Annotated in this window: 18 protein-coding genes and 3 tRNA genes; 10 read left to right on the top strand and 11 right to left on the bottom strand. The window is 68.5% G+C overall.

Going from position 1 to position 25,716, the window contains the following annotated elements; all coding sequences use genetic code 11:
• Nucleotides 1–136: 136 nt before the first annotated feature.
• The 3 genes from rpsO to tsaD form a co-directional block, all read right to left on the bottom strand.
• On the bottom strand, nt 137–403 hold the full coding sequence (gene rpsO, locus EDC36_RS00620) for a 30S ribosomal protein S15 (protein ID WP_132961317.1): 267 nt from the start codon (nt 401–403) through the stop codon (nt 137–139).
• 123 nt (nt 404–526) lie between these two features.
• Nucleotides 527–1,855: a branched-chain amino acid ABC transporter substrate-binding protein gene (locus EDC36_RS00615; RefSeq protein WP_132961316.1), complete on the bottom strand. Its 1,329-nt coding sequence runs from the start codon at nt 1,853–1,855 to the stop codon at nt 527–529.
• Nucleotides 1,856–1,993: 138 nt separating this feature from the next.
• Nucleotides 1,994–3,040, bottom strand: a complete 1,047-nt coding sequence (gene tsaD / locus EDC36_RS00610; protein ID WP_132961315.1) for a tRNA (adenosine(37)-N6)-threonylcarbamoyltransferase complex transferase subunit TsaD — start codon at nt 3,038–3,040, stop codon at nt 1,994–1,996.
• A gap of 106 nt (nt 3,041–3,146) precedes the next feature.
• Between tsaD and EDC36_RS00605 the strand changes: the two genes are divergently transcribed.
• The 10 genes from EDC36_RS00605 to EDC36_RS00560 all read left to right on the top strand — a co-directional run bounded on the left by EDC36_RS00605 (nt 3,147) and on the right by EDC36_RS00560 (nt 19,816).
• A complete protein-coding gene (locus EDC36_RS00605; protein ID WP_132961314.1) occupies nt 3,147–4,463 on the top strand; it encodes a nitrate regulatory protein in 1,317 nt (438 codons plus the stop codon).
• Between the two features lie 230 nt (nt 4,464–4,693).
• On the top strand, nt 4,694–5,986 hold the full coding sequence (locus EDC36_RS00600; RefSeq protein ID WP_132961313.1) for a CmpA/NrtA family ABC transporter substrate-binding protein: 1,293 nt from the start codon (nt 4,694–4,696) through the stop codon (nt 5,984–5,986).
• Nucleotides 5,987–6,004: 18 nt separating this feature from the next.
• Nucleotides 6,005–6,928, top strand: coding sequence for a nitrate ABC transporter permease (gene ntrB, locus EDC36_RS00595; RefSeq protein ID WP_132961312.1), 924 nt, complete (start codon nt 6,005–6,007; stop codon nt 6,926–6,928).
• Nucleotides 6,925–7,728 (top strand): ABC transporter ATP-binding protein, encoded by an 804-nt coding sequence (locus EDC36_RS00590; protein ID WP_132961311.1) that lies wholly within the window; start codon nt 6,925–6,927, stop codon nt 7,726–7,728. The genes ntrB and EDC36_RS00590 overlap by 4 nt, the downstream gene beginning before the upstream one ends.
• Nucleotides 7,729–7,742: 14 nt before the next feature.
• Nucleotides 7,743–10,211 (top strand): nitrite reductase large subunit NirB, encoded by a 2,469-nt coding sequence (nirB, locus tag EDC36_RS00585; protein ID WP_279388320.1) that lies wholly within the window; start codon nt 7,743–7,745, stop codon nt 10,209–10,211.
• 14 nt (nt 10,212–10,225) lie between these two features.
• Nucleotides 10,226–10,582: a nitrite reductase small subunit NirD gene (gene nirD, locus EDC36_RS00580; protein WP_132961310.1), complete on the top strand. Its 357-nt coding sequence runs from the start codon at nt 10,226–10,228 to the stop codon at nt 10,580–10,582.
• An 11-nt stretch (nt 10,583–10,593) separates the two neighbouring features.
• A complete protein-coding gene (locus EDC36_RS00575; RefSeq protein WP_132961466.1) occupies nt 10,594–13,386 on the top strand; it encodes a nitrate reductase in 2,793 nt (930 codons plus the stop codon).
• Nucleotides 13,387–13,430: 44 nt separating this feature from the next.
• Nucleotides 13,431–14,378, top strand: a complete 948-nt coding sequence (gene ybiB / locus EDC36_RS00570; protein WP_132961309.1) for a DNA-binding protein YbiB — start codon at nt 13,431–13,433, stop codon at nt 14,376–14,378.
• 2 nt (nt 14,379–14,380) lie between these two features.
• The gene (gene cobA, locus EDC36_RS00565) at nt 14,381–15,196 is read left to right on the top strand and encodes a uroporphyrinogen-III C-methyltransferase (RefSeq protein WP_132961308.1); all 816 of its coding nucleotides are present in this window, start codon (nt 14,381–14,383) and stop codon (nt 15,194–15,196) included.
• Nucleotides 15,197–15,268: 72 nt separating this feature from the next.
• Entirely contained in the window at nt 15,269–19,816 is a 4,548-nt protein-coding gene (locus tag EDC36_RS00560) for an EAL domain-containing protein (RefSeq protein ID WP_132961307.1), read from the top strand.
• Nucleotides 19,817–19,900: 84 nt separating this feature from the next.
• Here the strand turns inward: EDC36_RS00560 and EDC36_RS00555 are convergent.
• From EDC36_RS00555 to EDC36_RS00520, 8 genes are all read right to left on the bottom strand, one after another.
• A tRNA-Asp gene (locus tag EDC36_RS00555) sits at nt 19,901–19,977 on the bottom strand.
• A 7-nt stretch (nt 19,978–19,984) separates the two neighbouring features.
• Nucleotides 19,985–20,060 (bottom strand) — tRNA-Glu (locus EDC36_RS00550).
• A gap of 10 nt (nt 20,061–20,070) precedes the next feature.
• Nucleotides 20,071–20,146 (bottom strand) — tRNA-Ala (locus EDC36_RS00545).
• 129 nt (nt 20,147–20,275) lie between these two features.
• On the bottom strand, nt 20,276–21,679 hold the full coding sequence (gltX, locus tag EDC36_RS00540) for a glutamate--tRNA ligase (RefSeq protein WP_132961306.1): 1,404 nt from the start codon (nt 21,677–21,679) through the stop codon (nt 20,276–20,278).
• A gap of 31 nt (nt 21,680–21,710) precedes the next feature.
• Complete coding sequence (locus EDC36_RS00535) at nt 21,711–22,952, bottom strand: O-succinylhomoserine sulfhydrylase (protein ID WP_132961305.1); 1,242 nt, start codon at nt 22,950–22,952, stop codon at nt 21,711–21,713.
• Complete coding sequence (purF, locus tag EDC36_RS00530) at nt 22,953–24,464, bottom strand: amidophosphoribosyltransferase (RefSeq protein ID WP_132961304.1); 1,512 nt, start codon at nt 24,462–24,464, stop codon at nt 22,953–22,955.
• A gap of 23 nt (nt 24,465–24,487) precedes the next feature.
• Nucleotides 24,488–24,973 carry a CvpA family protein gene (locus tag EDC36_RS00525; RefSeq protein ID WP_132961303.1) on the bottom strand — a complete coding sequence of 162 codons (486 nt, stop codon included), beginning with the start codon at nt 24,971–24,973 and terminating at the stop codon, nt 24,488–24,490.
• Nucleotides 24,974–24,975: 2 nt separating this feature from the next.
• Complete coding sequence (locus EDC36_RS00520; protein WP_132961302.1) at nt 24,976–25,716, bottom strand: SPOR domain-containing protein; 741 nt, start codon at nt 25,714–25,716, stop codon at nt 24,976–24,978.

Genomic DNA, 25,716 nt, shown 5'->3' with positions numbered 1-25,716 from the left:
CACAGCTTCGCTCTGGGCGGCGACGACAAAAAACGATGACGCCGGCTGCACATGGCAAACGGCGCCCGGGGCCTGCTGCGACCCAGGGCGCCGGCGGTGGTGACGCGGGCACACACCCGTGCAGACCGGTCAGACGTTACTTGCGCAGGCCGAGCTTGTTGATCAGCGCGACGTAGCGGTCGGTGTCCTTGGCCTTGAGGTAGTCCAGCAGCTTGCGACGGCGGCTGACCAGCTTGAGCAGGCCACGGCGACCGTGATGGTCCTTGGCGTGGGTTTTGAAGTGGGGGGTGAGCTCGTTGATGCGGGCGGTCAACAGCGCCACCTGCACCTCGGGGCTGCCGGTGTCGCGCTCGCCACGCGCGTGTTCGGCGATCACCTTGGCTTTGGCTTCGGACGAAATCATCAAAAAACTCCTTATGGACTTGCGTCAGGCAGCAGCCCATCACGGGCCGCCACCAGCGTGAGCCCTGCTCGCAGGGCAGCCGCCGATTATAGCCGCTGAGCCGGCCCGAGCGCGGGCCGTGCTTCACGGCCGCGCCATGCGGCAGGTGTGCGGCTGCTCGGCCGCTGTAGCTTCCAGCCGCTGGATGACGCGAAAGCCGTAGCCCGAGCCCTCGACGTCGAACGGCACGCCGGGCGCGCCTTGGCGCTCCATCACCGCGACCATCAGGGGCTGCTGGGCCTGGTGGTCGTCGGCCCGCATGCGCAGCCGCTGCCCCGCCAGCGTCACGTCGGCCCGCTCCAGCGCCCGCGCCACGGCCAGCGCCGGCGGCACGCCATCGGGGCCGCCGGTGCCGCCGTTGCGCGCGGCCTGCTGCAGGGCTTGCGCCAGCGCCTCGATCATCAACTGCATGCGCAGGTGAATATAGTCGTCGGCCGGATTTGGGAAGCGGCGCCGAAACGCCTCCACCAACTGGCGCGACGCTTCGCCGGGGGCGTTGGGGAACCAGTCGGCCACAGCCAGCACCTTGCCCACGCCGGCCTCGCCAATGGCGGCGGGCGCGCCGAGCGCGTTGCCGTAAAAGGTGTAGAACTTGCCCTCGTACTGCAGCTCGCGCGCGGCGCGCACCAGCAGGGTCAGGTCGTTGCCCCAGTTGCCGGTGATGACGGCCTGCGCTCCGCTGGCTTTGATCTTGGTCACGTAGGGGATGAAATCCTTGATGCGCGCCATCGGGTGCAGCTCCTCGCCGACGATGCGCACGTCCGGCCGTTGCACGGCGAGTTGGCGCTTGGCCTCGCGCAGCACCGCCTGCCCAAAGCTGTAGTCCTGCCCGATCAGGTACACGCTTTTGACCTCGGCATCCCCTTTGAGCACGCTCATCAGCGCGGCCATGCGCATGTCCGCGTGCGCGTCGAAGCGGAAGTGCCAAAAGCTGCAGCGCTCGTTGGTCAGCACCGGATCGACGGCGGCGTAGTTGAGGAACACCACCTGGCGCTGCGGCTCGCGCTCGTTGTGGCGGTTGATCGCCTCGATCAGCGCGGCGGCCACCGCCGACGAGTTGCCCTGCGCCACCAGGCTGATGCCGTCGTCCAGCGCCGACTGCAACGCCGAGAGGGCCTCTTGCGGCTGGCTTTTGCTGTCGTAGCGCACGATCTGCAACGGCCGGCGCACACCGCCGCCCAGGTCGACGCCACCGCGGGCGTTGACGCGCTCGCACGCCCACACCAGGTTGCGAAACACCGCCTCACCGGTGTTGCCAAACGGCCCCGACAGACCCTCGATGAGGGCGACACGGATCGGCGCGCCACCGCGGCCCTGCGCCCCCAGCGGCGAGGTGGCGGCCGCAGCCGCTAGGCTCACAAGGGCCGCCATGGCACGGCGGCGATCCCACACGTCGCAAGTGAATGTCTTCATGATCGACACAGCCAGTGGAAAAACGTGGGGCCGCATTGTAGCGGGAAACCGGCCTTGATAATTCATAATTACCAAGTCCACGCCGGGCCGACCGTCGCCACCGGGCGCCCGCCCGCGCCGATGCGCCGCGGCGCGCTGTCAGGTCACCGCGTGACCCAGCTCCTGCAGCGGCCAGCGCGGTCGCACATCGAAGCGGTAGCTGCGCCCATCGTCCGGCCACAGCCCGGCTTGCCAGCGCAGCGCCGCGGCCAAGGCGATCATGGCCCCGTTGTCGGTGCACAGGTGTGGCTCCGGGTAGTGCACACGCGCCCCAATGCGCCGCACCGCCGCCCCCAGTTGCGCACGCAGCCGCTGGTTGGCGCCCACGCCGCCGGCCACCACCAGCCGCTGCAACCCGGTGCGGCGCAGCGCCGCCAACGCTTTGTGCACCAACACATCCACGATCGCCGCCTGGGTGGCCGCGGCCAGGTCGGCCCGCCGCTCGGGCAGCGCGTCACCCAGCTTGCGCACCTGGGTCAAGACCGCGGTTTTGAGGCCGGCGAACGAAAAATCCAGGTCCCCGCTGTGCAGCAGCGGCCTGGGCAGGGCAAACGCCTCGGGGTCGCCCTGCTCGGCCAGCCGCGCCAACGCGGGCCCCCCGGGGTAGCCCAGCCCCAGCAGCTTGGCCGACTTGTCAAACGCCTCGCCGGCGGCGTCGTCGATGGTTTCCCCCAGCAGCGTGTAGCGCCCCACGCCGTCCACCCGCATCAACTGCGTGTGCCCGCCGGACACCAGCAGCGCCACGAACGGAAAGTGCGGCGGGTCGGCACTCAGAAACGGCGACAGCAAGTGCCCTTCCAGGTGATGCACCCCCACCGCCGGCACCTCCAAGGCCGCCGCCAGCGCGCACGCCACGCCCGCGCCCACCAGCAGCGCGCCGGCAAGCCCGGGGCCGCGCGTGTAGGCCACCGCCTCCACATCGTGCAAGGCCACCCCGGCCTCGGTCAGCGCACGCTCGGCCAGCGGCAGGACGCGGCGGATGTGGTCACGGCTGGCCAGCTCGGGCACCACGCCACCGTACTGTTCGTGCATGGCCACTTGGCTGTGCAACGCCGCCCCACGCAGCCGCGGCACGCCTTGCGCCGCCGCGTCCACCACCGCCACGCCGGTTTCGTCACAGGAGGATTCGATGCCCAAGATCAACATGGGGCCCGAGTGTAGTCGCGTCCTCCGATGACGTGCCACAACCCTGCGATGCGGCTGGCATGGATTTTGCGCGCACCCGTGCCGGACCACCAGGAGACCGACCACCATGACCACCCCCGATGCGTTGCAGTTGTTGATCGCGGCGCGGCAGTGTGAAATGGCCGAACTGGAGCAGCTCGAACGCACCAGCCAATGGGTCGATGTCATCGCTCAGGTCATCCACGCCCTGCAACGCGAGCGGGGCCTCAGCAACCTGTACCTCGGCTCCGGCGGACGACGCGGCCAGACCGAATTGCAGCAGCAACGTCAGGTCAGCGACCGCGCCATCCAACACCTGTACACGCACGTCGAGGCGCTGCGTGGCCAGCGGCTGCGCGCCCTGCAAGGCGCGCGCCTGTACAGCCAGGCCGCGCGTGCGCTGCAAGGGCTGGGGGCGCTGGCGGCGTTGCGGCGGCGCATTGATCAGCGGCTGTGGGACAGCGCCCACAGCACCAGCGCCTACACCCAACTGGTGGCGGTGTTGTTGGATTGGGTGTTCGAGGCGGCCGACACCGCCACCGATCCCGACATCACCCGCTGGCTGGTTGCGCTGTTCAACCTAATGCAAGGCAAGGAATACCTGGGGCAAGAGCGCGCGATTGGCACGGCCATGCTGGCAGCCCAGCGCCTCGACGCCGCCTTGCAGCGGCGGTTGCTGCACCTGATGGACGCGCAGCAATGCTGTTTCGATTTGGTCGAAACGCACGCTGCGGACGACTTGCACCGCTGCGGCGCGTGGCCGCTGAACGCTCTGGACAGCGCTGAACACGAACGTCTGCGCCGCATCCTGTGCACGTCCACACCTGGCCAAACGACCCCCAGCGAACTCGGTCCCGTATGGTTCGACGTGTGCAGTCGGCGCATCGACCAACTGCGCAACGTCGAGCAAGCGCTGTGCGAAGCGCTGCAGCGCCTGTGCCGCGACAAGCGTGCCCTGGCCGAGGCGGCGCTGCGCCAGCTCGAGGCCCTGCCGCCATCAGGCCTGGACAACGACCCCGACGAGGACTTGGCCTGCCTGACCTCACAACCCCCGGATGCCGACTGGCCCGGCACCGACACCGTGGCGCGCTACCCGCGCCGCTCGCTGCCCGGCTTGCTGCACGAGCAACAACAACGCCTGCAGCGCCTCAGCACCGAGCTCGACGCCGTGCGCGCCAGCTTGCAAGACCGCAAAGTGATCGAGCGCGCCAAAGGGTTGCTGATGGCTCACCGACGCCTCAGCGAAGAGCAAGCGCACCGCACACTGCGTCAGCTGGCCATGAACCAAGGCAAGCGCATGGTCGACGTCGCCCAGTCCATCCTCGCCACCGCCGTGGCGCTGCCGGATGTGCTCGACGGTGCACTGCTGCAGTGCACCCCAGCGCCACGCAGCCACCACCGTTGAGCGCGGCGCACCAACGCGGAGCAAGGCAAGAGGCGACGACGCCCGCGCGCCTAGGCTGCAAGGCTGGCACGCCATTTGCTTGAGCTTGAGCAAGCACAGGTCAACGGCGACCTCGCTGCGCCCCGACGAGGGGGCATTCTGGACAACGGCGTCCTTGCACCGGCAGCGCCTCGGCGCGCACGGGCAATGACGCCGTTTTTTGTTGCGACACCCTTCCTGGAGCCTACGCCATGACCCACATTGATGATGCCAACGTCACCAACAACGGCGCCGCCCCGGCGGCAGCGCCGCAGGCTGCGGGCCCCAACCGCCGCCAATGGCTCGGGCAAACGGGGGCTGCCTTGTTTGCATGCCTGGGCCACCACGGCGTGTGGGCCGCAGGCTCCGACGCGCCAGAAAAAACCGAAGTCAAGATCGGCTTCATCCCCCTGACCGACTGCGCCAGTGTCGTGATGGCCAACGTGCTCGGTTTCGACAAAAAGTACGGCGTCACGATCATTCCCACCAAAGAAGCGAGTTGGGCCGGCGTGCGCGACAAACTCGTCAATGGCGAGTTGGACATGGCCCACGTGCTGTACGGCCTGGTGTACGGCGTGCACATGGGCACCGCTGGCCCCAAAAAAGACATGGCCGTCCTGATGGGACTCAACCACAACGGCCAGGCCATCACGTTGAGCAAGGCCCTGGCCAACCAAGGCGTGACCGATGGCCCATCGCTGGCCAAACACATGCGCGCCAACAAGCGCGAGTACACGTTTGCCGGCACCTTCCCCACCGGTACCCATGCCATGTGGATACATTACTGGTTGGCTTCGTTTGGCATCAACCCGCTCACCGATGCCAAGCTGATCACCGTACCGCCGCCGCAAATGGTGGCCAACATGCGGGTGGGCAACATGGATGGCTTTTGTGTGGGTGAACCGTGGAACCACCGCGCCATCATGGACGGCATCGGCATCACCGCCAACACCACCCAGGACATTTGGCGGGACCACCCTGAAAAGGTCTTGGGCACGACCGCCGAGTTCGTCAAAAAATACCCCAACACCACCCGCGCGGTGATGATGGCGGTGCTGGAAGCCAGCCGCTGGATCGATGCCGGGCTGCAAAACAAGCTCAAAATGGCCGAAGTGGTGGCACAAAAGTCCTATATCAACACCAGCGTCGACGCGATCAACCAGCGCATCTTGGGGCGCTACCAAAACGGCTTGGGCAAAACCTGGGACGACCCCAACCACATGAAATTCTTCAACGATGGCAAGGTCAATTTCCCGTACCTGTCCGACGGCATGTGGTTCCTGACCCAGCATAAACGTTGGGGTTTGATCAAAGATCACCCCGACTACCTGGGCATTGCCAAACAAATCAACCAGATCGAGCTGTACAAAAGCGTAGCCGGCGCGCTGGGCATCAGTGTCCCCAAAGACCCGATGCGCAGCAGCAAATTGATCGACGGTGTGGTCTGGGATGGCAAAAACCCTGCCCAGTACGCCGACAGCTTTGCCATCCGAGCCAAAGCCTGAGCCCACAGGAGAATCCGCATGGTCAGCGCCGTTTTTCACGGTCCGTGGCACGACACGGCCTCATCCGAGCACAGCCGCTCGACCCCCAACCCAGCGGCACCCGACCCAAGCGTGCCGGTGCCCCGCGCGGCGCCCCGCAGCGCGCCACCGCCGCGGCGTCCGAACCCGAACGGTGCGCTGGCGCGCATTGTCGCGTCGTGCGCGGGCATCGCCTTGCTGGTGGGCGTTTGGGCGCTGCTGACGCAGCCTGGTGGCTCCTTTCCCACGCCGGCAGCCACCTTCGATGCCGCCGTCGAGCTCTTTTCTGATCCGTTTTACCGCAACGGGCCCAACGACCAGGGCATCGGCTGGAACGTGTTGATGTCGTTGCAGCGGGTCGCGCTGGGGTTTGGTCTGGCGGCCTTGGTGGGCATTCCGCTGGGCTTTTTGATCGGGCGTTTCCGATTCCTGGGCAGCATGTTCAGCCCCATCATCAGCTTGCTGCGCCCGGTGTCGCCACTGGCCTGGCTTCCGTTGGGGTTGCTCGCTTTCAAGGCAGCCAACCCCGCCGCCATCTGGACGATTTTTATTTGCTCCATTTGGCCGATGATCATCAACACCGCAGTCGGCGTGCAACGTGTGCCCCAGGACTATCTCAACGTGGCACGGGTGCTCGACCTGAGCGAATGGAAAATCATCACCCGCATTTTGATGCCGGCCGTACTGCCCTACATGCTGACCGGTGTGCGCTTGGCCGTCGGTACCGCCTGGTTGGTGATCGTGGCAGCCGAAATGTTGACCGGTGGCGTGGGTATTGGCTTTTGGGTGTGGGACGAATGGAACAACCTGAACGTCAACCACATCATCGTGGCCATCGTTGTCATCGGTACCGTTGGGTTGCTGCTGGAGCTGGCGCTGATCAAAATCGCCACCGCCTTCACCTACGACGAGGTCAAACCATGAACGACAGCAAATACATACAAATCGAAGGTGTGGGGCAGACGTTCAGCACCCCCAAAGGCGCGTTCGTGGCGCTGCGCGACATCCACCTGACGATTGCCAAAGGCGAATTTGTGGCGCTCATCGGGCATTCGGGTTGCGGCAAGTCCACACTGCTCAACTTGATCGCCGGGTTGACCCGCCCCAGGGCGGGGGTGCTGCTGTGCGCCGGGCGGGAAATCACCGGCCCGGGCCCGGAGCGCGCCGTGGTGTTTCAAAACCACTCGCTGCTGCCCTGGCTGACGTGCTTTGACAACGTGTACCTGGCGGTGGAGCGCGTCTTTGGCGCCAACGAGCCCAAGGCCCGCTTACGCGAACGCACCAGCGCCGCGCTGGAGCTGGTGGGCCTGGCGCACGCCGCCCACAAGCGCCCGGGGGAAATTTCGGGTGGCATGAAGCAGCGGGTGGGCATTGCCCGCGCCCTGGCGATGGAGCCCAAAGTGCTGCTGATGGACGAGCCGTTTGGCGCCTTGGACGCGCTGACCCGCGCCAAGCTGCAAGACGAGTTGCTCGACATCGTGGCACGCACGCACAGCACGGTGGTGATGGTCACGCACGACGTGGACGAAGCCGTGTTGTTGGCCGACCGCATCGTCATGATGACCAACGGCCCAGCGGCCACCGTCGGTGAGGTGCTTGAGGTGCCGCTGCCCCGGCCGCGCGATCGGCTACGCCTGGCGGAGGACAACACGTACGTGCGCTGCCGCAAAGCCGTCATCGATTTTCTCTACACCCGCCAACGTCACGTGGAAAAAGTGGCCTAAAGGAGCATCGCCCCATGGACATGCGCGCGCACTGCCCCTCCCGCAAGCGTCTTGTGCTGGTCGGCAACGGCATGGCCGGTGTCCGCACCTTGGAGGAGTTGCTCAGAATCGCTCCCGATCTGTACGACATCACGGTCTTTGGTGCCGAACCGTACCCGAACTACAACCGCATCGCCCTGTCGCCCGTGCTGGCCGGCGAGCAGACGTTGGAGGAGATCATCCTCAACCCCGTGTCGTGGTACGAAGACCACGGCATCACCTTGCACCTGGGCAAGAAAGTGGTGGAGGTCGACCGCAGCCGCCGCATCGTGCGCGCGGCCGATGGCACCGAAGCCACCTACGACCGCTTGCTGCTGGCCACCGGCTCCAACCCCTTCATCGTGCCGGTGCCGGGCCGCGAGCTGGACGGCGTGATCACCTACCGTGACATCGCTGACACCAACGCCATGATCGAGGCGGCGGCCAAGTACAAGCACGCCGTCGTCATTGGTGGGGGCTTGCTGGGGTTGGAGGCGGCCAACGGCTTGATGTTGCGTGGCATGCAGGTCACCGTGGTGCACATCGCGCCGTGGCTGATGGAGCGCCAGCTCGACGAGGTGGCCGGCAAGATGCTGCAAAAGTCGCTGCAGGAGCGGGGACTGAAGTTCCTGATCGGTGCGCAAACCCAGGCGTTGATCGGCGGCCCAGACGGTCGCGTCATGGCCGTGCAGTTCAAAGACGGCACGGAAATCCCGGCCGACCTCGTGGTCATGGCCGCTGGCATACGCCCCAACATCGAGCTGGCATGCAGCATGGGGTTGTATTGCCAACGTGGCGTCGTCGTGACCGACACGATGCAAACCGTCACCGACCCGCGCATTTACGCCGTCGGCGAATGCGCCGAGCACCGCGGCGTGACTTACGGTTTGGTGGCCCCGTTGTTCGAGCAAGCCAGGGTGCTGGCCACGCACCTGGCCGAATTCGGCATCGGCCGCTACCTGGGCTCGCAAGTGTCCACCAAGCTCAAGGTCACCGGCATCGACCTGTTTTCGGCGGGTGACTTCATGGGCGGCGAAGGCACCGAGGACATTGTGCTGAGCGCCCCCTACGCCGGGGTGTACAAAAAACTGGTGATCAAAGACGACAAGCTCGTGGGCGCGTGCCTGTACGGCGACACGGTCGATGGGGCCTGGTACTTCAAGCTGATGCGCGAAGGACGCCCGATCCGCGACATCCGCGACCGGCTGATGTTTGGCGAATCCAACATCGGCGACACCGGCCACGAGGGCCACAACAAAGCCGCCGCCATGGCCGATGACGACGAGGTCTGCGGCTGCAATGGGGTGACCAAAGGCACGATCTGCAAAGCCATCCAAGAAAAAGGCTTGTTCACGCTGGAAGAAGTGCGCAAGCACACCAAGGCCAGTGCCTCGTGCGGCTCATGCACCGGCTTGGTGGAGCAACTGCTGATGTTCACCGCCGGGGGAGATTACTCAGCCACGCCGAAGAAAAAGGCCCTGTGCGGCTGCACGGATCTCAGCCACGACGAGGTGCGCCAAGCCATCCGCACACCGCTGCCGGACGGCAGCAAGCTGCTGACCATCGCTGCCGTGATGCGCCACCTGAATTGGCGCACGCCCAACGGCTGCGCCACCTGCCGGCCCGCCCTCAACTACTACCTGATCTCGACCTGGCCCAAAGAAGCGCAAGACGACCCGCAGTCGCGCTTCATCAACGAGCGCAGCCACGCCAACATCCAAAAAGACGGCACGTATTCGGTGGTGCCGCGCATGTGGGGCGGCGAGACCAGCGCCGCAGAGCTGCGCCGCATCGCCGATGTGGTGGACAAGTACAAGATCCCCACCGTCAAGGTGACCGGCGGCCAGCGCATCGACCTGCTGGGCGTGAAAAAGGAAGACCTGCCCAAGGTGTGGCGCGACCTGGGCATGCCCTCGGGACACGCTTACGCCAAGGCGCTGCGCACCGTCAAAACCTGCGTTGGCAGCGAATGGTGCCGCTTTGGCACGCAAGACAGCACCCAAATGGGCAAAGACTTGGAGCGTGCACTGTGGCGCATGTACGCCCCGCACAAGGTCAAGCTCGCCGTCAGCGGCTGCCCGCGCAACTGCGCCGAGGCGGGCATCAAGGACGTGGGCGTCATCGGCGTGGACTCCGGCTGGGAGATCTATGTGGCCGGCAACGGCGGCATCAAAACCGAAGTCGCCCAGTTCCTGGTCAAGGTGCGCACTGCGCAAGAGGTGCTGGAGTACGCCGGGGCGTTTTTGCAGCTGTACCGCGAAGAAGGCTGGTACCTGGAGCGCACCTGCCACTACGTGGCCCGGGTCGGCTTGGACTACGTCAAAAAGCGGGTGCTGGACGACCCGCAAGGCCGCCGCGCCCTGTGGGAGCGGCTGCAGTTCGCCCTCGACGGCGAACCCGACCCTTGGTTCGAGTTCGACAAAGCCCGCGTCGACACCCGTCAATTCGAAGTGCTGAGCGTCTGAGTCCAGGAGCCCCCATGAACCAGTGGAAACCCATCTGCCGCGTCGAGGACATCCCCGTGCTGGGCGCGCGCCGCGTGCTGCGCCGCCACGGTGAGGCCGTGGCCGTCTTCCGCAACGCCGACGACCAGGTCTTCGCCCTGCTGGACCGCTGTCCCCACAAGGGCGGTCCGCTCAGCCAGGGCATCGTGTTTGGCACCAGCGTGGCCTGCCCGCTGCACAACTGGACCATTGGCTTGGACGACGGCTGCGCCAAGGCGCCCGACGAGGGCTGCACGCCGCGCTTTGCGGTCAAGGTCGACGCCGGTCAGGTCTTCCTCGACCAACACGAGCTCGACACCGTGGCCGTGGACCACGCCAAGGCAACGGCATGACCACCGCACCCGTGCAGCTGACGCGCTCGACCTGCCCTTACTGCGGCGTGGGTTGCGGCGTGATCATCGAGTCCCGCGGGGCGCAGATCATCGGCGTGCGCGGCGACCCCGACCACCCAGCCAACTTCGGCCGGCTATGCACCAAGGGCAGCACCTTGCACCTGACCGCCACCGAAACGCTGGCGCGGCAGACCCGGCTGCTGCAGCCGATGCGCAGGCCGCAGCGCGGGCACCCTCCGCAGCCGATAGAATGGGACAGCGCCTTGGACGAGGTCGCCCAACGGCTGGGCGAGATCGTCGACCGCCACGGCCCCGATGCGGTGGGCTTTTACATCTCCGGCCAGTTGCTCACCGAGGACTATTACGTCTTCAACAAACTGGCCAAGGGGCTCATCGGCACCAACAACATCGACACCAACTCGCGCCTGTGCATGAGCAGCGCCGTGGCCGGCTACAAGCTCACCTTGGGCGCCGACGCGCCGCCGGCGTGCTACGAGGACATCGACCATGCCGAGGTGATCTTCATCGTGGGCGCCAACCCTGCCTGGGCCCACCCGATCCTGTTTCGGCGCCTGGAAGACGCCAAACGCGCCAACCCCCGGCTGCGCCTCATCGTGGCCGACCCGCGGCGCACCGAAACCGCCGAGCTGGCCGATCTGTACCTGCCGCTCCAGCCCGGCACCGACGTCGCCCTCTTTCACGGCATGCTGCACGTGCTGATTTGGGAGCAGCTGATCGACCCGGCCTACATCGCCGCGCACACCGAGGGCTTTGACGCGCTGCGCCAGCGCGTGCTGGACTTTCCTCCCGCCCACGCCGCGCAACTGTGTGGCATCGACGCCGCCGCGCTGGTCCAGGCGGCGCGCTGGTTCGGGCAATCGCGCGCCACGCTGTCGCTGTACTGCCAAGGCCTCAACCAAAGCCGCAACGGCACCGCGAAAAACGCCGCCCTCATCAACCTGCACCTGGCCACGGGCCAGATCGGCCGCCCAGGCGCGGGGCCATTTTCGCTGACCGGGCAGCCCAACGCCATGGGCGGACGCGAGGTCGGCGGCATGGCCAACCTGCTGTCGGCGCACCGCGACCTGGCCAACCCCGAACACCGTGCCGAAGTGGCGCGCCTGTGGGGCGTGGCCGAAGTTTCCGCCACGCCGGGCAAGACGGCCGTCGAGATGTTCGAAGCCGCCGCCCGCGGCGAGATCAAGGCGCTGTGGATCGCCTGCACCAACCCGGCGCAATCGATGCCCGACCAAGCCCGCGTGCGCCGCGCGCTGCAACGCTGCGAATTCGTCGTGGTGCAAGAAGCCTTTGCCACCACGGCCACCTGCGCCTACGCCGACATGCTGCTGCCGGCCAGCACCTGGGGCGAAAAGGAAGGCACCGTCACCAACAGCGAGCGGCGCATCAGCCGCGTGCGCGCGGCCGTCCCCGCCCCCGGTCAGGCCCGCCCGGACTGGCGCATCGTCGTCGACGTGGCGCGCCGGCTCGAAGCGCGCTGGCCGCAGCGCCTCAACGGTCGTGCAACGCTCTTCGCCTACGACAGCCCCGAGGCCATTTGGAACGAGCACCGCGAATCCACCCGCGGGCGCGACCTGGACATCACCGGCCTGAGCTACGCGCGGCTGGAAGAGGCGCCACACCAGTGGCCCTGTCCGGAGGGCCAAAGCCCGCGCGCGCGCCTGTACTCGGACGGCCGCTTTGCCACCGCCAGCGGACGCGCCCGTTTTGCCGACGTGGACTTCGTCCCGGTGGCCGAGCCGCGCGACGCCCGCTACCCCTTCAGCCTGATCACCGGCCGCTTGCGCGACCACTGGCATGGCATGAGCCGCACCGGCCTGCTGGGGCGGCTGTTTGGCCATGTCAGCGAGCCAGCGGTGCAACTGCATCCGCAGGACATGGCCCGGCTGGGGCTGCACGATGGCGACCTCGTGCACCTCACCTCGCGGCGCGGCTCCATCGTGTTGCCGGCGCAAGGCAGCGAGCAAGTCGGCCCCTGCCAAGCCTTCATGGCCATGCATTGGGGGGAGGAGTACCTCAGCGGCGCCAGCAGCAGCGGCGAGCGGCTGGCTGGCGTCAATGCGCTGACGCTGCCGACCTTTTGCCCCACCTCCAAACAGCCCGAGCTCAAGCACACCGCGGTCAAGGTGCTCAAAGCCGAGCTGCCATGGACCTTGCTGGCCGCTGCCTGGCTGCCGGTCGATCAGGCCCATCGGGCCCTGGCCGCACTGCGGGCGTTGATGCCGCAGTTCGCCTACGCCGCGTGCGTGCCGTTTGGCCGCGAACCGCACGAGCGCGGTGTGCTGGGCGTGCAGCTGCGTGCCGCGGCCTACGAGCCCGCGGCCGACGAGCTGCTGGCACGCATCGAAGCGATCATGGGCCTGGACGCGAGCGACGTGCTGCGCTACGCCGACCGCCGCCGCGGCCAGCGTCGCGCGATGCGCCTGGTTCCGCGCGCCGAGGGGCAGCCCGACCTGCTTTTGGAGGCTTTTTTGCTCGCCGGCGACACCCGCGCCGAGCGCTGGGTGCGCGCCTTGCTGCAGGACGAGCTGCCCGCGCAGGCCTATGGGCGCGCTTTGCTGGTGCCCAGCGCCAAGCCGCCCACGGCGTTGGCCCCGCGCAGCCGTCAGGTCTGCACCTGCCTCAACGTCACCGAATCCGACATCGCGGCCACGCTGGCGCAGTGCCACGGCAGCGCTGAGGAGCGTCTGGCCCAGCTGCAGGCGCAGCGCCGCTGCGGCACCCAGTGCGGCTCTTGCCTGCCCGAGCTGCGCCGTCTGGTGCGAGCCAGTTTGCAGGTCGCCTGACGCATGAAACTCGTTTGCATGGCCCGCCTTGGACACACCAGCCCATGAGCATCGCTGCATACCTCAAGGAGATCGGCCGCGGCCACAAAGGCGCTCGCGCGCTCAGCCGTGAGCAAGCCCACGATCTGCTGAGCCGGGTGCTGGATGGCCGTGTTAGCGACGTCGAACTCGGCGCCTTTGCCATCGCCATGCGCATCAAGGGCGAAACGCGCGACGAGATGCTGGGTTTTCTGGACGCCGTGCAGACTCGTCTGGCGCGGCTGCCCGACCTCGGCGTCACCACCGTGGTGCTGCCCAGCCACAACGGCGCGCGCCGTCTGCCCCTGGCCACGCCACTGTTGGCGCTGCTGTTGGCACGCGCGGGGGTGCCGGTGGTGGTGCATGGCAGCCAAAACGTCGATGGCCGCGTGAGCAGTGCCCAGGTTTTCGAGGCGCTGGGTATCACGCCAGCCCGGGCCATGCAAGCGCCCGGGCCAGGCCAGTGTGTGTACATCCCGACCCACGTGCTGTGCCCTGCGCTGCAGCGCTTGTTGGATCTGCGGCGTGCCTTGGGCGTGCGCAACCCCGCCCACAGCCTGGTCAAGCTCATCAACCCCTGTGCGGGCCGCGCCTTGCTGGTGGTCAGCTACACCCACCCCGACTACGCCACCGTCTACGCGGACACCCTGATGGCGGCGGGCGCACACGCCATGCTGCTGCGGGGCAGTGAGGGGGAACCGGTGGCCGACCCACGCCGTGTCCCCCAGATCGACATCATCGAGCACGGCACGCGGCGTGTCGTGCAGGTTGGCGAAGAAGGCCCGGTGGTCGCGGTGCCGCCGCTGCCGCTCAAGCTCACGCCCGAGGCCAACGCGGATTACATTCGCGCCATCCTCGACGGACAACGCCCCCTCCCCCGCCCCCTGTCCCTTCAGGTGGAGCACATTCTGCAGCAATGGCATGCCCGTGCGCCCGCGGCGGCGACACACCCTCAACCCCGCTACGGATCCTGACCATGACCCAGCCAACGCACCACCTCGACCCCGGCGATCCACCCGCCCCGGGCACCGTAACCCTCGTGGGCGCCGGCCCGGGCGATCCCGATTTGTTGACCCTCAAAGCAGCACGTGTCATCGCGGCCGCCACGTTGCTGCTGGTCGACGATTTGGTCAACGACGCCGTGCTCGCTTACGCTAACCCCCAAGCACGCGTCGTGCGTGTCGGCAAGCGCGGTGGCTGCAAGAGCACGCCCCAGTCGTTCATCCACCGGCTCATGGTCAGGGCGGCGCGCCGCGGCGAGACGGTGGTTCGACTCAAAGGAGGCGATCCGTTCGTGTTCGGCCGCGGTGGCGAGGAGTGCGAGGTTCTGCGTGCCGCTGGGATCCCCGTACGCTGCGTCAATGGCATCACGTCGGGTTTGGCGGCGGCCACCGAGTTGGGCATCGCCGCCACGCATCGTCAACTCGCCCACGGTGTGATGCTGCTGACAGGGCACCGCCAAGCGGGTGAGCCGCCGCTGGACTGGGCGGCGCTCGGCGCCTGCGCGCGCCAAGCGGGTCTGACCATGATCATTTACATGGGGGTGGCGCAAGCGGCGCACATCCAGCACGAGCTGCTGCGGGCGATGCCGGGGTCAACACCGGTGGCGATTGCGCAGCACGCCACGCTGCCGCAGCGGCGGCACGCCGTCACCACCCTGGAGCGCTTGGTGTCGACGCTGCAAAACTCGCGCCTGGGCAGCCCGGCCGTCATCATCGTCGGCGATGTCGTGCGTGCCGCGGCCGTGCTGGCGATGGACGACCCGTCCACCGTGCTACCTCGGCGCGCGTGACACCGCCGCGAGGCGCTCCGTGCGCCGCGGCGCGGGGGACAGGTCTACAATGGCCGCAACAGGACGGCCATTGTGAACCGCACCCATGCTCCCCGCTTCGTGGCCCTGCTCGGCGCATCGGCCGGTGGGTTGGAGCCGCTGCGTGAATTGGTGGCGGCGATGCCGCACGACCCCCAGTTGAGCTGCGTCGTCGCGCAGCATATCGCCGCCACCGAGCCCAGCGCCTTGGCGCGGTTGTTGCAATCGGTCACCAGCACACCGGTCGAGACGGTGCGTGACGGCGTGGAGCTGCGAGGTGGCGTGATCTACGTCACCCCGTCCGGCCACCATGTGGAACTCGATGGCCGGCGGCTGCGGCTGCAAGCGTCGGTGCCTGGGCAAGGCCCGGCACCGTCGTTGGACCGGCTGTTTGCCAGCGCTGCGCGCTCGCTCGGCGCCCGCGCGTTGGCCATTGTGTTGTCGGGCACGGGTCAGGACGGCGCCGTCGGTGCACGGGTGCTGCGCGATGCGGGAGGGGCCGTATGGGCCGAATCCCCTGCCGAAGCACCGTTTGCCTCGATGCCCCAAACCATCATCGAACGCGGCCTGGCCGACCACGTGGACACCGCGGTCGCGCTGGGTCGGCGGCTGCGCACGTTGTTGCAAGCGGCGGACCAACCCGCCACGCCCCAAGCGCCCAGCGACAGCGCCATGGCCGACGAACGCCAGGCCATGGCGGCCCTGGTGCATCGCGTCGCCACGAGCACCGGGCTGGAGTTGGGCCAGTACCAGGAGGCCACGCTGCGGCGCCAGTTCGAGCGCGTGATGCGCCAGCATGGCGCCACCAGCCTGGTGCAACTGGCCGCCGAAGCCGAACGCAACCCGGAGCTGCTGCGGGCGCTGCAGCAGTCGGTCACGATCGGCGTCACCGAGTGGTTGCGCAACCCCAGCGCCTTTGCGGCGCTGCGGGTGGCGTGGCGTGAACACATCCGTGCCCGCGCCGCGGCCGGCGCCGCAACGCTGCGCCTTTGGTCGGTGGGCTGCTCCAGTGGCGAAGAGGCCTACACGCTGGCCATGCTCACCGACGAGTTGCTGGGTGAGCTGGGCGTATCGCTGGACTGGATGGTGCTGGGCACCGACGTCAACGCGGCGGCGCTGGAGCAGGCGCGCAGCGGGCTGTTCGACGAAGACAGCGCCAGCGCCCTGCCCGCCGCGTGGCGCGAACGCTACTTCAGCCGCATCGGGCACACCTTGCGCTTGCAGCAAGAGCTGCGCCGACGCTGCATCTTCACACGCCACGACGTGCTGCAGGACTTGCCGTTTTTGCGCATGGACCTGGTGGCGTGCCGCAACGTGCTCATCTACCTCAAGGGCAGCGCCAAGGACGAAGTGCTGCGCCGCCTGCACCACGCCCTGCTGCCCGACGGGCTGCTGATGCTGGGCCGCTCGGAGGCGCTGAGTGCGCGCACACGCACGCTGTTCACGGCCGTCTCGACCCAGGAGCACCTGTGGCGCAAACGCCCCGACGCGCACGCCCCGCCGCTGGCGATGCGCGCGCGGCTTCCCGCCGCCAAGGCGACCCCGGTGCCCCCGGCGCCGCCCCAGTTGCGCCCGGTGGACCACCTGGAAGCCGACCTGCGTGAGCGGCTGCTGCAACACCTGCTGCAGCGCCACGCGCCGCCCACCGTGTTGCTCGACCGCGATGGCCACCCGCTGCACGTGGTCGGGTCGATGGACGGGCTGATGCGTTGGCCGGCCGGGGCCACCGTCGCGCTGACGATGCCCAACCTGGTCGATGCCGCCTGGCGACGCGATGTGCAGTTGGCCATGCATCGGCTGCTGGATGGCAGCGAAGCCTCGCTGCGCGTGCCGCTGCCGGTCGCGCCTGGCCAGCCTGCGCGGGTGCTGGAAGCGGCGCGCTTCGACCTCGGCCACGACCCCTACGTGGTCATGAGCTTCGTGGCCAAAGCGGTCGAGGCACTGCCCTCGGCAGCCGGCGCCAGCGCGCCCAACCCCGAACAAACGCTGCAGCAGGAACGGCTGGAAAGCCTGGTCGACGCGCTGGAGCGCAGCCAGCGGCAATTGCAGCAGCTCAACGAGGAGCTCAGCGTCACCTCCGAGGAATTGGAGGCCGCCAACGAGGAGCTCGAAGCGTCCAACGAGGAGCTGGAAGCCTCCAACGAAGAGCTGCGCACGCTCAACGAGGAGCTCGACCGTTCGCTGCGCGAACAGCAGCAACTCAACGAGCTGCTGCACGCGGTGCAGGAAAGCGCGGGCACCGCGCTGTTGGTGCTGGACCACGAGCGCCGGCTGCTGCGCTTCAACCAATTGGCCGCCGACTTGCTGGGCCTGCGCGACACCCACCTCGGCACCGCGTGGACGTTCGACGCTCGGCGTTTTGCCTGGCCGGCCGAGTTGGTCGAGCACGTGGCGCGCGGTCTGCCCGGCCCCTGGAGCGGCGGTATCGAGCAAGGCGCGACACGCCACTGGTTGCAACTGGTGCCGTGGCGCACGCATGACGAGCGTGACGGCTACGTGCTGGCACTGACCGACTTGACCGCGCTGCGTCAGGCCGAGCAGGCCCGCTTGGAGATGCAGCGGCGCCTGGCGGCGCTGACCGATGCCTTGCACGAAGCCGTGGTGCTGATGGACGCGCTGCACGGCCGCATCGAATACGCCTCGCGGCGGTTGGGCGAATGGTTGCCGCCGCCGCAGCCGCCGGCCGACGCCAGCACCCTGGCCTGGCTGCTGGAATCGATCCACCCCGAGGAGCAAGGACGCGTGCAGGCGCGCTGGCACGACGAGCGCAGCGACCACTGGACCCAGCGCTACCGGCTGCGCACCCCGGACGGGGGCTGGCGCTGCGTGCAGGAACGCGCGGCCCGCCTGCCCGCGGACGAAGGCGCGGCACGGCCGATCGCCGTGTCGCTGCTGGACGTGACCGAGCTGATGGCGCTGGAGCGCCGCGAACAGGTGGCGCACAGCCGCCTGCAAGCGGTGTGGGACAACCCCAGCGTCGGCATGGTGGTGTGCTCGCCCGACGGGGCGGTGCTGGAATGCAACCCCGCGCTGGCGCAACGGCTCGGTTGCCCCGCGGAAGACATGCGTGGCACGCCGTGGCAGCAGTGGATCCACCCCGACGACCGCGACACGCTGCAACAACAGTGGCGCGCCATGCTGAGCGGCCGTCAACCGGCGGCGCAGGAACAGCGCCTGCTGGCGCGCGACGGCACGCTGCGCTGGGCACGCCAACACGTGTCGCTGGCGCGCCACCCCGCGCCACTGGACGACGTCGTGGTGGTGCTGCTGGAAAACATCGACGAAGCCAAGGCGCGCGAGCAGACCATCTTCCGCCAGGCCAACTACGACGCGCTCACCGGGCTGCCCAACCGCGCCCTGTACCGCGACCGGCTGGAGCAGGCGCTGCTGCGTGCCCAGCGCGAACTGCGCGCGGTGTACGTCATGTTCATCGACCTTGATGGCTTCAAGGAGGTCAACGACATCCACGGCCACGAGCTGGGCGACGAAGTGTTGGTGGAGACGGCGGGGCGCATTCGCCGCGCCCTGCGAGCCAACGACACCGTGGCGCGCTTTGGCGGTGACGAATTCGTCGTGATGCTGGACGCGGCCGACTCGCCGCTGGTGGTCGAACGGGTGGCCGACAACATCCTGCAGGCGCTGCGCCAGCCCTACACCCTGCACGGCAACGTGCTGCGGCTGAGCGCCAGCATCGGCGTGGCGGCCTATCCCTCGGACGGCGAAACCTCCGAAGAGCTGCTGCGCATGGCCGACACCGCGATGTACGCCGCCAAAAACGGCGGGCGCGACCGCATGCGCTTTTACTCGCCGCAGATGGAAAGCCGGGCGCGCCACCTGGCCGAAATCAAGACCGGCCTGGAGCAAGCGCTGGCCGACAGCGCCTTCGAGCTGCTGTTTCAGCCGGTGGTCTCGTTGCCCGAGCAGCGTGTGCGTGGTGCCGAGGTGCTGTTGCGCTGGCGCCACCCGACCCGGGGCTTGGTGTCACCGGTGGAGTTCATCGCGGTGGCCGAAGCCAGCGGCCAGATCCGTCGCATCGGCGCGTGGGTGCTGCGCGAGAGCGCGCGGCTGGCCCTGCAGGCCGCGCAGCGCTGGGGGCCGGGTTTCCGGCTGGCGGTCAATGTCTCGGGGGCGCAGTTTGGCGACAGCACGCTGCGCGACTGGCTGGAGGAGCACCGCGCAGCGCTGCCGCACCTGACGATCGAAGTCACCGAATCCGTGTGGATGGCCGACAGCCCCTCGACGCTGGCGTGGTTGCAGCGCGTGCGCGAAGGCGGTGGCCACGTGGCGCTCGATGACTTCGGCACCGGGTACTCGAGCCTGGCGTACCTGCTGCGCACGCCGGTGGATGTGCTCAAGGTCGACAAACGCTTCACCGACCACGTGGGCACGGGCGGCCCCAGCGAACGCATCGTGACCGCGGTGCTGGAGCTGGCGGCCGCGCTGCAGGCCCGCGTCGTCGTCGAGGGGGTGGAGACCGCGGCGCAGCTCGAATTTCTGACGCCGCGCGCGCCGCTGGACGTGCAAGGCTTTCACTTCGCCCGCCCGTTGCCCTGGGACGGCTTGGTTGACTACGTCGGACGCACCGGCGTGGTCGCCGCGTAACCCAACGACGCCCCCAACACAAAACACAAAGCCGCCCGGCGAGGCGGCTTGCGATCACCGTGGGCCTGTGGAGACCCAAGACGTTGGCGGAGCGGACGGGGCTCGAACCCGCGACCCCCGGCGTGACAGGCCGGTATTCTGACCAACTGAACTACCGCTCCAGTTGTGTGGCGACCCTACGGGGATTCGAACCCCGGTACTCACCGTGAAAGGGTGATGTCCTAGGCCTCTAGACGATAGGGTCATGTATCCTGTGGTGGAGGTAAGCGGGATCGAACCGCTGACCTCTTGCATGCCATGCAAGCGCTCTCCCAGCTGAGCTATACCCCCACGGGCCTCGATGGCGTGCACGCGACTGCCGCTTGTTGCGCTGCAGCGTTGTGCGCTGTCGAGACCTGCATTATAGCCACAAATCGACGCGTTTTTCGTGCGGGCGGCACAAATTCGGTCGAGGCGCCCTCACGCCGCGGCCAGGCGCGCCAGCACGTCGTCGCGCCGGTGCAGCGCCAACACCGCGTCCACCGAGGGCGTTTGCGCCACGCCCATCACCAGCACCCGCACCGGCATGGCCAACTGCGGCATCTTGAGGCCGTGCGCACCCAGCGTGGCCTTGATGGCCGCGGCGATGCCCGCGGGCGTCCACTCGGCGTCGGCCAGGCGCTGGCGCAGCTCGGCCAGCGCCGGGCGCACCGCGTCGGTCACGTGCTGCGCCAGGTCCTCGGCGCGCGGCGTGGGTGCGGCGTAGTACGGCTGCGCCCAGTCGGCCAGCGCCACCGTGGTGTCGCAGCGGTCCTTGAACAGGCCGCAGATGGCGACCAGCCGCCCGTCCGCCTGCAGCCCGCGGCGCGCCAGCTGCTCGGCCACCAGCGGGGCGAGCCGCTCGTCCGGCGTCATCTTGATGTGCTGCGCGTTGACCCAACGCAGCTTGGCTTCGTCGAACTGCGCCGCGCTCTTGCCCAGGTGGTCGAGGTCGAACCACTGCAGGAACTGCTCGCGCGTGAAGATTTCGTCGTCGCCGTGGCTCCAGCCCAGCCGCGCCAGGTAGTTGATCATGGCGTCGGGCAAAAAGCCCGCGTCACGGTACCAGGTGACCGGCTTGGCGCCGTGGCGCTTGCTCATCTTTTCGCCCTGCTCGTTGAGCACCGTGGGCAGGTGCGCGTACACCGGCGGCTCGTGCCCCAGCGCGCGAAAGATGTTGATCTGGCGCGGGGTGTTGTTGACGTGGTCGTCGCCACGGATGACGTGCGTGATGCGCATGTCGATGTCGTCGACGACGACGCAGAAGTTGTAGGTGGGCGTGCCAATGTCACCCAGCGGCGCTTGGCGCGCGATCACCAGGTCGTCCAGCTCGTCGTTGCGGATTTCGATGCGACCCTTGACCTTGTCGTCCCACACGACGCTGCCGCCCAAGGGGTTTTTGAAGCGGATCACGGGCAGCACGCCGGCGGGCGGCGTGGGCAGCACCTTGCCCGGCTCCGGACGCCAGGTGCCGTCGTAGCGCGGTTTGAGCTTGGCGGCCATCTGGCGCTCGCGCAACGCGTCGAGCTCCTCGGGCGTCATGTAGCAGTGGTACGCCAGCCCGGCTTGCAGCATCTCGGCGATGACCTGCTTGTAGCGCGCCATGCGCTGCATCTGGTAGTACGGTCCCTCGTCGGGCGTCAGGCCCAGCCACTGCATGGCCTGCAGGATGACGTCCACCGCCTCTTGCGTGGAGCGCTCCTGGTCGGTGTCTTCGATGCGCAGGATGAAGTCGCCACCGTGGCGGCGCGCGAACGCCCACGGGTACAGCGCCGAGCGGATGTTGCCCAGGTGGATGAAGCCGGTGGGTGACGGGGCAAATCGGGTGCGGATACGTGTGGTCATGATGGCTACGCTTGGGGCATGGAGGGGAGCGTCAGGCCAGCGCGTCGAGGCCGCGTGACAGATCGGCCACGATGTCGTCCAGGTGCTCCAGGCCGACCGAGATGCGGATGAGCGCCTGCGAGATGCCCGCGGCCTGGCGCTGCGCTTCGCTGAGGCGCCCGTGCGAGGTGCTGGCCGGGTGCGAGCACAGGGTTTTGGTGTCGCCCAGGTTGGTCGACAGCGACAGGGTGCGCAGCGCATCCAGCACCGCAAAGGCCCGCGCGCGCCCCTGCTCGGGCGTGTCGGCGCGCACCTCAAAGGCCACGATGGCGCCGCCGCAGCCGGACTGCTGGCGCATGGCCAGCGCATGCTGCGGGTGCTCCGGCAGGCCCGGGTGGTGCACCCGCGCCACCACCGGGTGCGCCTGCAGCCACCGCGCCAACGCCAGCGCCGTGGCGCTTTGCGCCTGCATGCGGATGTGCAGCGTCTCCAGCCCCTTGAGCACAACCCAGGCGTTGAACGGCGCCAGCGTCATGCCCGCGCTGCGCAGCACGGGCAAGAAGGTCTCGTCCACCAGCGCGCGCGACGCGCACAGGGCGCCGGCCATCACCCGCCCCTGCCCGTCCAGAAATTTGGTGCCGGAGTGCACGACGATGTCGGCGCCCCACTGCACGGGCCGCTGCAGCGCCGGCGTGGCAAAGCAGTTGTCCACCGCCAGCAGCGCGCCGGCCGCGTGCGCGATGTCGGCCAGCGCGGCGATGTCGCACACCTCGGTCAGCGGGTTGGTGGGCGTTTCGGCCAGCAGCAAGCGGGTCTCGGGCCGCACGGCGGCGCGCCAGGCGTCGAGGTCGGTCTGCGGCACAAAGGTGGACTGCACACCGAACTTGGCCAGGTCGGTGCCGATCAGTTTGATCGTGGCGCCGAACATCGACTGCGAGCACACCACGTGGTCGCCGGTCTTGAGCAGGCCCAGGCACAGCATCAGGATCGCCGCCATGCCCGACGAGGTGGCGATGGCCGCCTCGGTGCCCTCCAGCGCCGCCAGGCGTTGCTCGAAGCTGGTGGTGGTGGGGTTGCCGTAGCGCGCGTAGGTGTAACCTTCCTCGTCGCCGGCAAAGCGCGCGGCGGCGGCCTCGGCGCTGGGCTGCACGTAGCCGCTGGTGAGGTACAGCGCCTCGGCGTTTTCGCCGTACGGCGAGCGCGGCACCGCCACCCGCACCGCGGCGGTTTGCGGGTGCCAGGCGCAGGGGGCGTTCGCCGGCGCGGGCGCCGCGGGGCGTTGGCTCGGCTCCACTCACACCTCCTGCGCGTTGGGCAGCGTCAGCCGCGTGCCGCCGGGGCCGTCGTCATCCTCTCCCCCTGCGGTGCGCGGGGCGTTGAGCGCGGCCACCGTCTCCAGCGTCACATCGCCGGTGATGTACACGCCGTCGAAGCACGACGCCTCAAAGCCGGCCAGCGTGGGGTTGAGCGCGCCCACCGCACGCTTCATCGCCTCGACGTCCTGGTAGATCAACGCGTCGCAACCGATCAGCTGGCGCACCTCCTCGACGCTGCGGCCATGCGCCACGAGCTCTTCTTGCGTCGGCATGTCGATGCCGTACACGTTGGGGTAGCGCACCGGCGGCGCGGCGCTGGCCAGGTACACCTTGCGCGCGCCGGCTTCGCGTGCCATCTGCACGATTTCGCGGCTGGTGGTGCCGCGCACGATGGAGTCGTCCACCAGCAGCACGTTGCGGCCGGCGAACTCGCTGGCGATGACGTTGAGCTTTTGCCGCACGGACTTTTTGCGCACCGCTTGACCTGGCATGATGAAGGTACGGCCGACGTAGCGGTTTTTGACGAAGCCTTCGCGGTAGGGGCGGCCGATCAGGCGCGCCACCTCCATCGCCGCCGGACGGCTGGACTCCGGGATCGGGATGACGGCATCGATGTCGGGCGGCGGCACCGTCGAAATCACCCGCGTGGCCAGCGTCTCGCCCATGTTGAGGCGCGCCTGGTACACCGAAATGCCGTCGATGACCGAATCGGGCCGCGCCAGGTACACGAACTCAAAGATGCATGGGTGGTGACGCGGGTTGTCCGCGCACTGACGGGCGTGGATCTGGCCGTCCAGCGTGACAAAAATCGCCTCCCCCGGGGCCACGTCGCGCTCGAAGCGGTGGCCGGTGCCTTCCAGCGCCACCGATTCACTGGCCGCCATCACGGTGCCGTCGGGGCCACGCCCGATGCACAGCGGCCGGATGCCGAACGGGTCGCGCACCACCAGCATGCCGTGCCCGGCGATCAGCGCCACCAGCGCGTAGCTGCCGCGCACGCGGCGATGCAGCGCGCGCACGGCCTCAAAAATCTCCTCCACCTGCAGCACCGCCCCACGCGACGCGCGCCCCAGCTCGTGCGCCAGAACGTTGAGCAGCACCTCAGAGTCGCTTTCGGTGTTGATGTGGCGATGGTCGGTCTGCACCAGCTCACGCCGCAGCGCATGGGCGTTGGTCAGGTTGCCGTTGTGCGCCAACACCACGCCAAAGGGGGCGTTGACATAGAAGGGTTGGGCTTCTTCTTCGCTGGCGGCGTTGCCCGCGGTGGGGTAGCGCACCTGCCCCAAGCCGCAGTGCCCGGGCAGCGCGCGCATGTTGCGCGTGCGAAAGACGTCGCGCACCATGCCTTTGGCTTTGTGCATGAAAAATTTGTGGCCGAGCTGCGTCACGATGCCGGCGGCGTCCTGGCCGCGGTGCTGCAACAGCAGCAACGCATCGTAGATGAGCTGGTTGACCGGTTGGGTGCTGACCACCCCGACGATGCCACACATGGCCTGGTCCCTTCACAAAACGTTCACGGAAAATACACCGCCACGTCGGCGGGCACCAAGGTGCGCAGCGCCCCCAGTCCCGCCTGCAGCCACCGCGTCCCCACCGCAGCCTGCCAGGCGTCGCTGTGCACCAACGGCGTCTGGTGCGCCAGCAGCGCCACCGCCAGCAGCAACACCGCGGCGCGCAACGCGCCAAACGCCGCCCCGAGCAGCCGATCCACCGGCCGCAGGCCCAGCGCCGCCGCGCCGCGCTGGGCCAGCCACGCCAGCAACCCCGCAGCCAACACCACGCCCACGAACACCAGCGCAAAGCCGGCCGCATAACGCAACGGCTCGCCCCACCCTTGCAGCGGCAGTAGCTGCGCGGCCTGCAGGCCCCAGTGCTGCGCCCCCACGAACGCGGCGACCCAGCCCAACAGCGCGATGGCTTCGTACAGCAAGCCGCGCCACGCCCCCATCAGCACCGAGGCAGCCACCACCACCAGCAGCACGACGTCGACGGGGGCCATGCTCACAGCGTCAACACCGCCGCCGGCAGCCCCAAGCTCTTGACCTTGGCGGCCACCTTGTCGGCTTCGGCGCGGCTCTCAAACGGCCCGACGCGCACGCGGATGCGTTTGCCTTGTGGGGTGTCGGCCACGTGGGTGTAGGTCTTGAGCCCCGCGCTTTCCAGACGCTTGCGCACCTCTTGGGCGCGCGCTGGGTCGGCGTAAGCGCCCACCTGGACAACGATGCGAACCTTGGCCGCTTCGGTGGCCGCGTCGGAGGGCCGCTCAGGCGCCGGTGCGGCGGGCGCCGGCGCGGGGGTGGCTGGCGCCTGCTTGGGTGGGGCGGCCACCGCCGGCGGCGGTGAGGCAGCGGACGACGGCTCCGCCGCTGGGGGTTGGACGACGGGTGGGGCGTTGACCACGGTCTGGGCGCCCGCCGGCGTGGGGCTGGTCGCAGGCTGCTCAGACTCCTGGTTGGAGGCCGCCGTGGCGCCCGCCGAGGAGGCCGCCGGCAACACCGGCGCGGGCAGCGGCGTGGCGGGTTCGCGCGCAGGGATGTCGATCGTCACGTCGACGGGCACCGGGCGCGGCTGCGCCTCCAGCAGCCACGGCAGCAGCACCAGCGCCGCCACCACCAGCACCGTGGCGCCGATGAGGCGCTGGCGCGCCTGCCGACGCAGCGCGTCCACGCTGGGGGCTTGACCGCCCGCTTCGGGGGCGGTGGCCGCGGTGTTGCGCGACGCGCGCGAGCCGAATGGAAACAT

Source organism: Tepidimonas ignava, from assembly GCF_004342625.1.
Classification (GTDB): Bacteria; Pseudomonadota; Gammaproteobacteria; order Burkholderiales; family Burkholderiaceae_C; genus Tepidimonas; species Tepidimonas ignava.
Note: the sequence above shows the minus strand (reverse complement) of the source record. Positions and strands in the feature narration are given on the sequence as shown.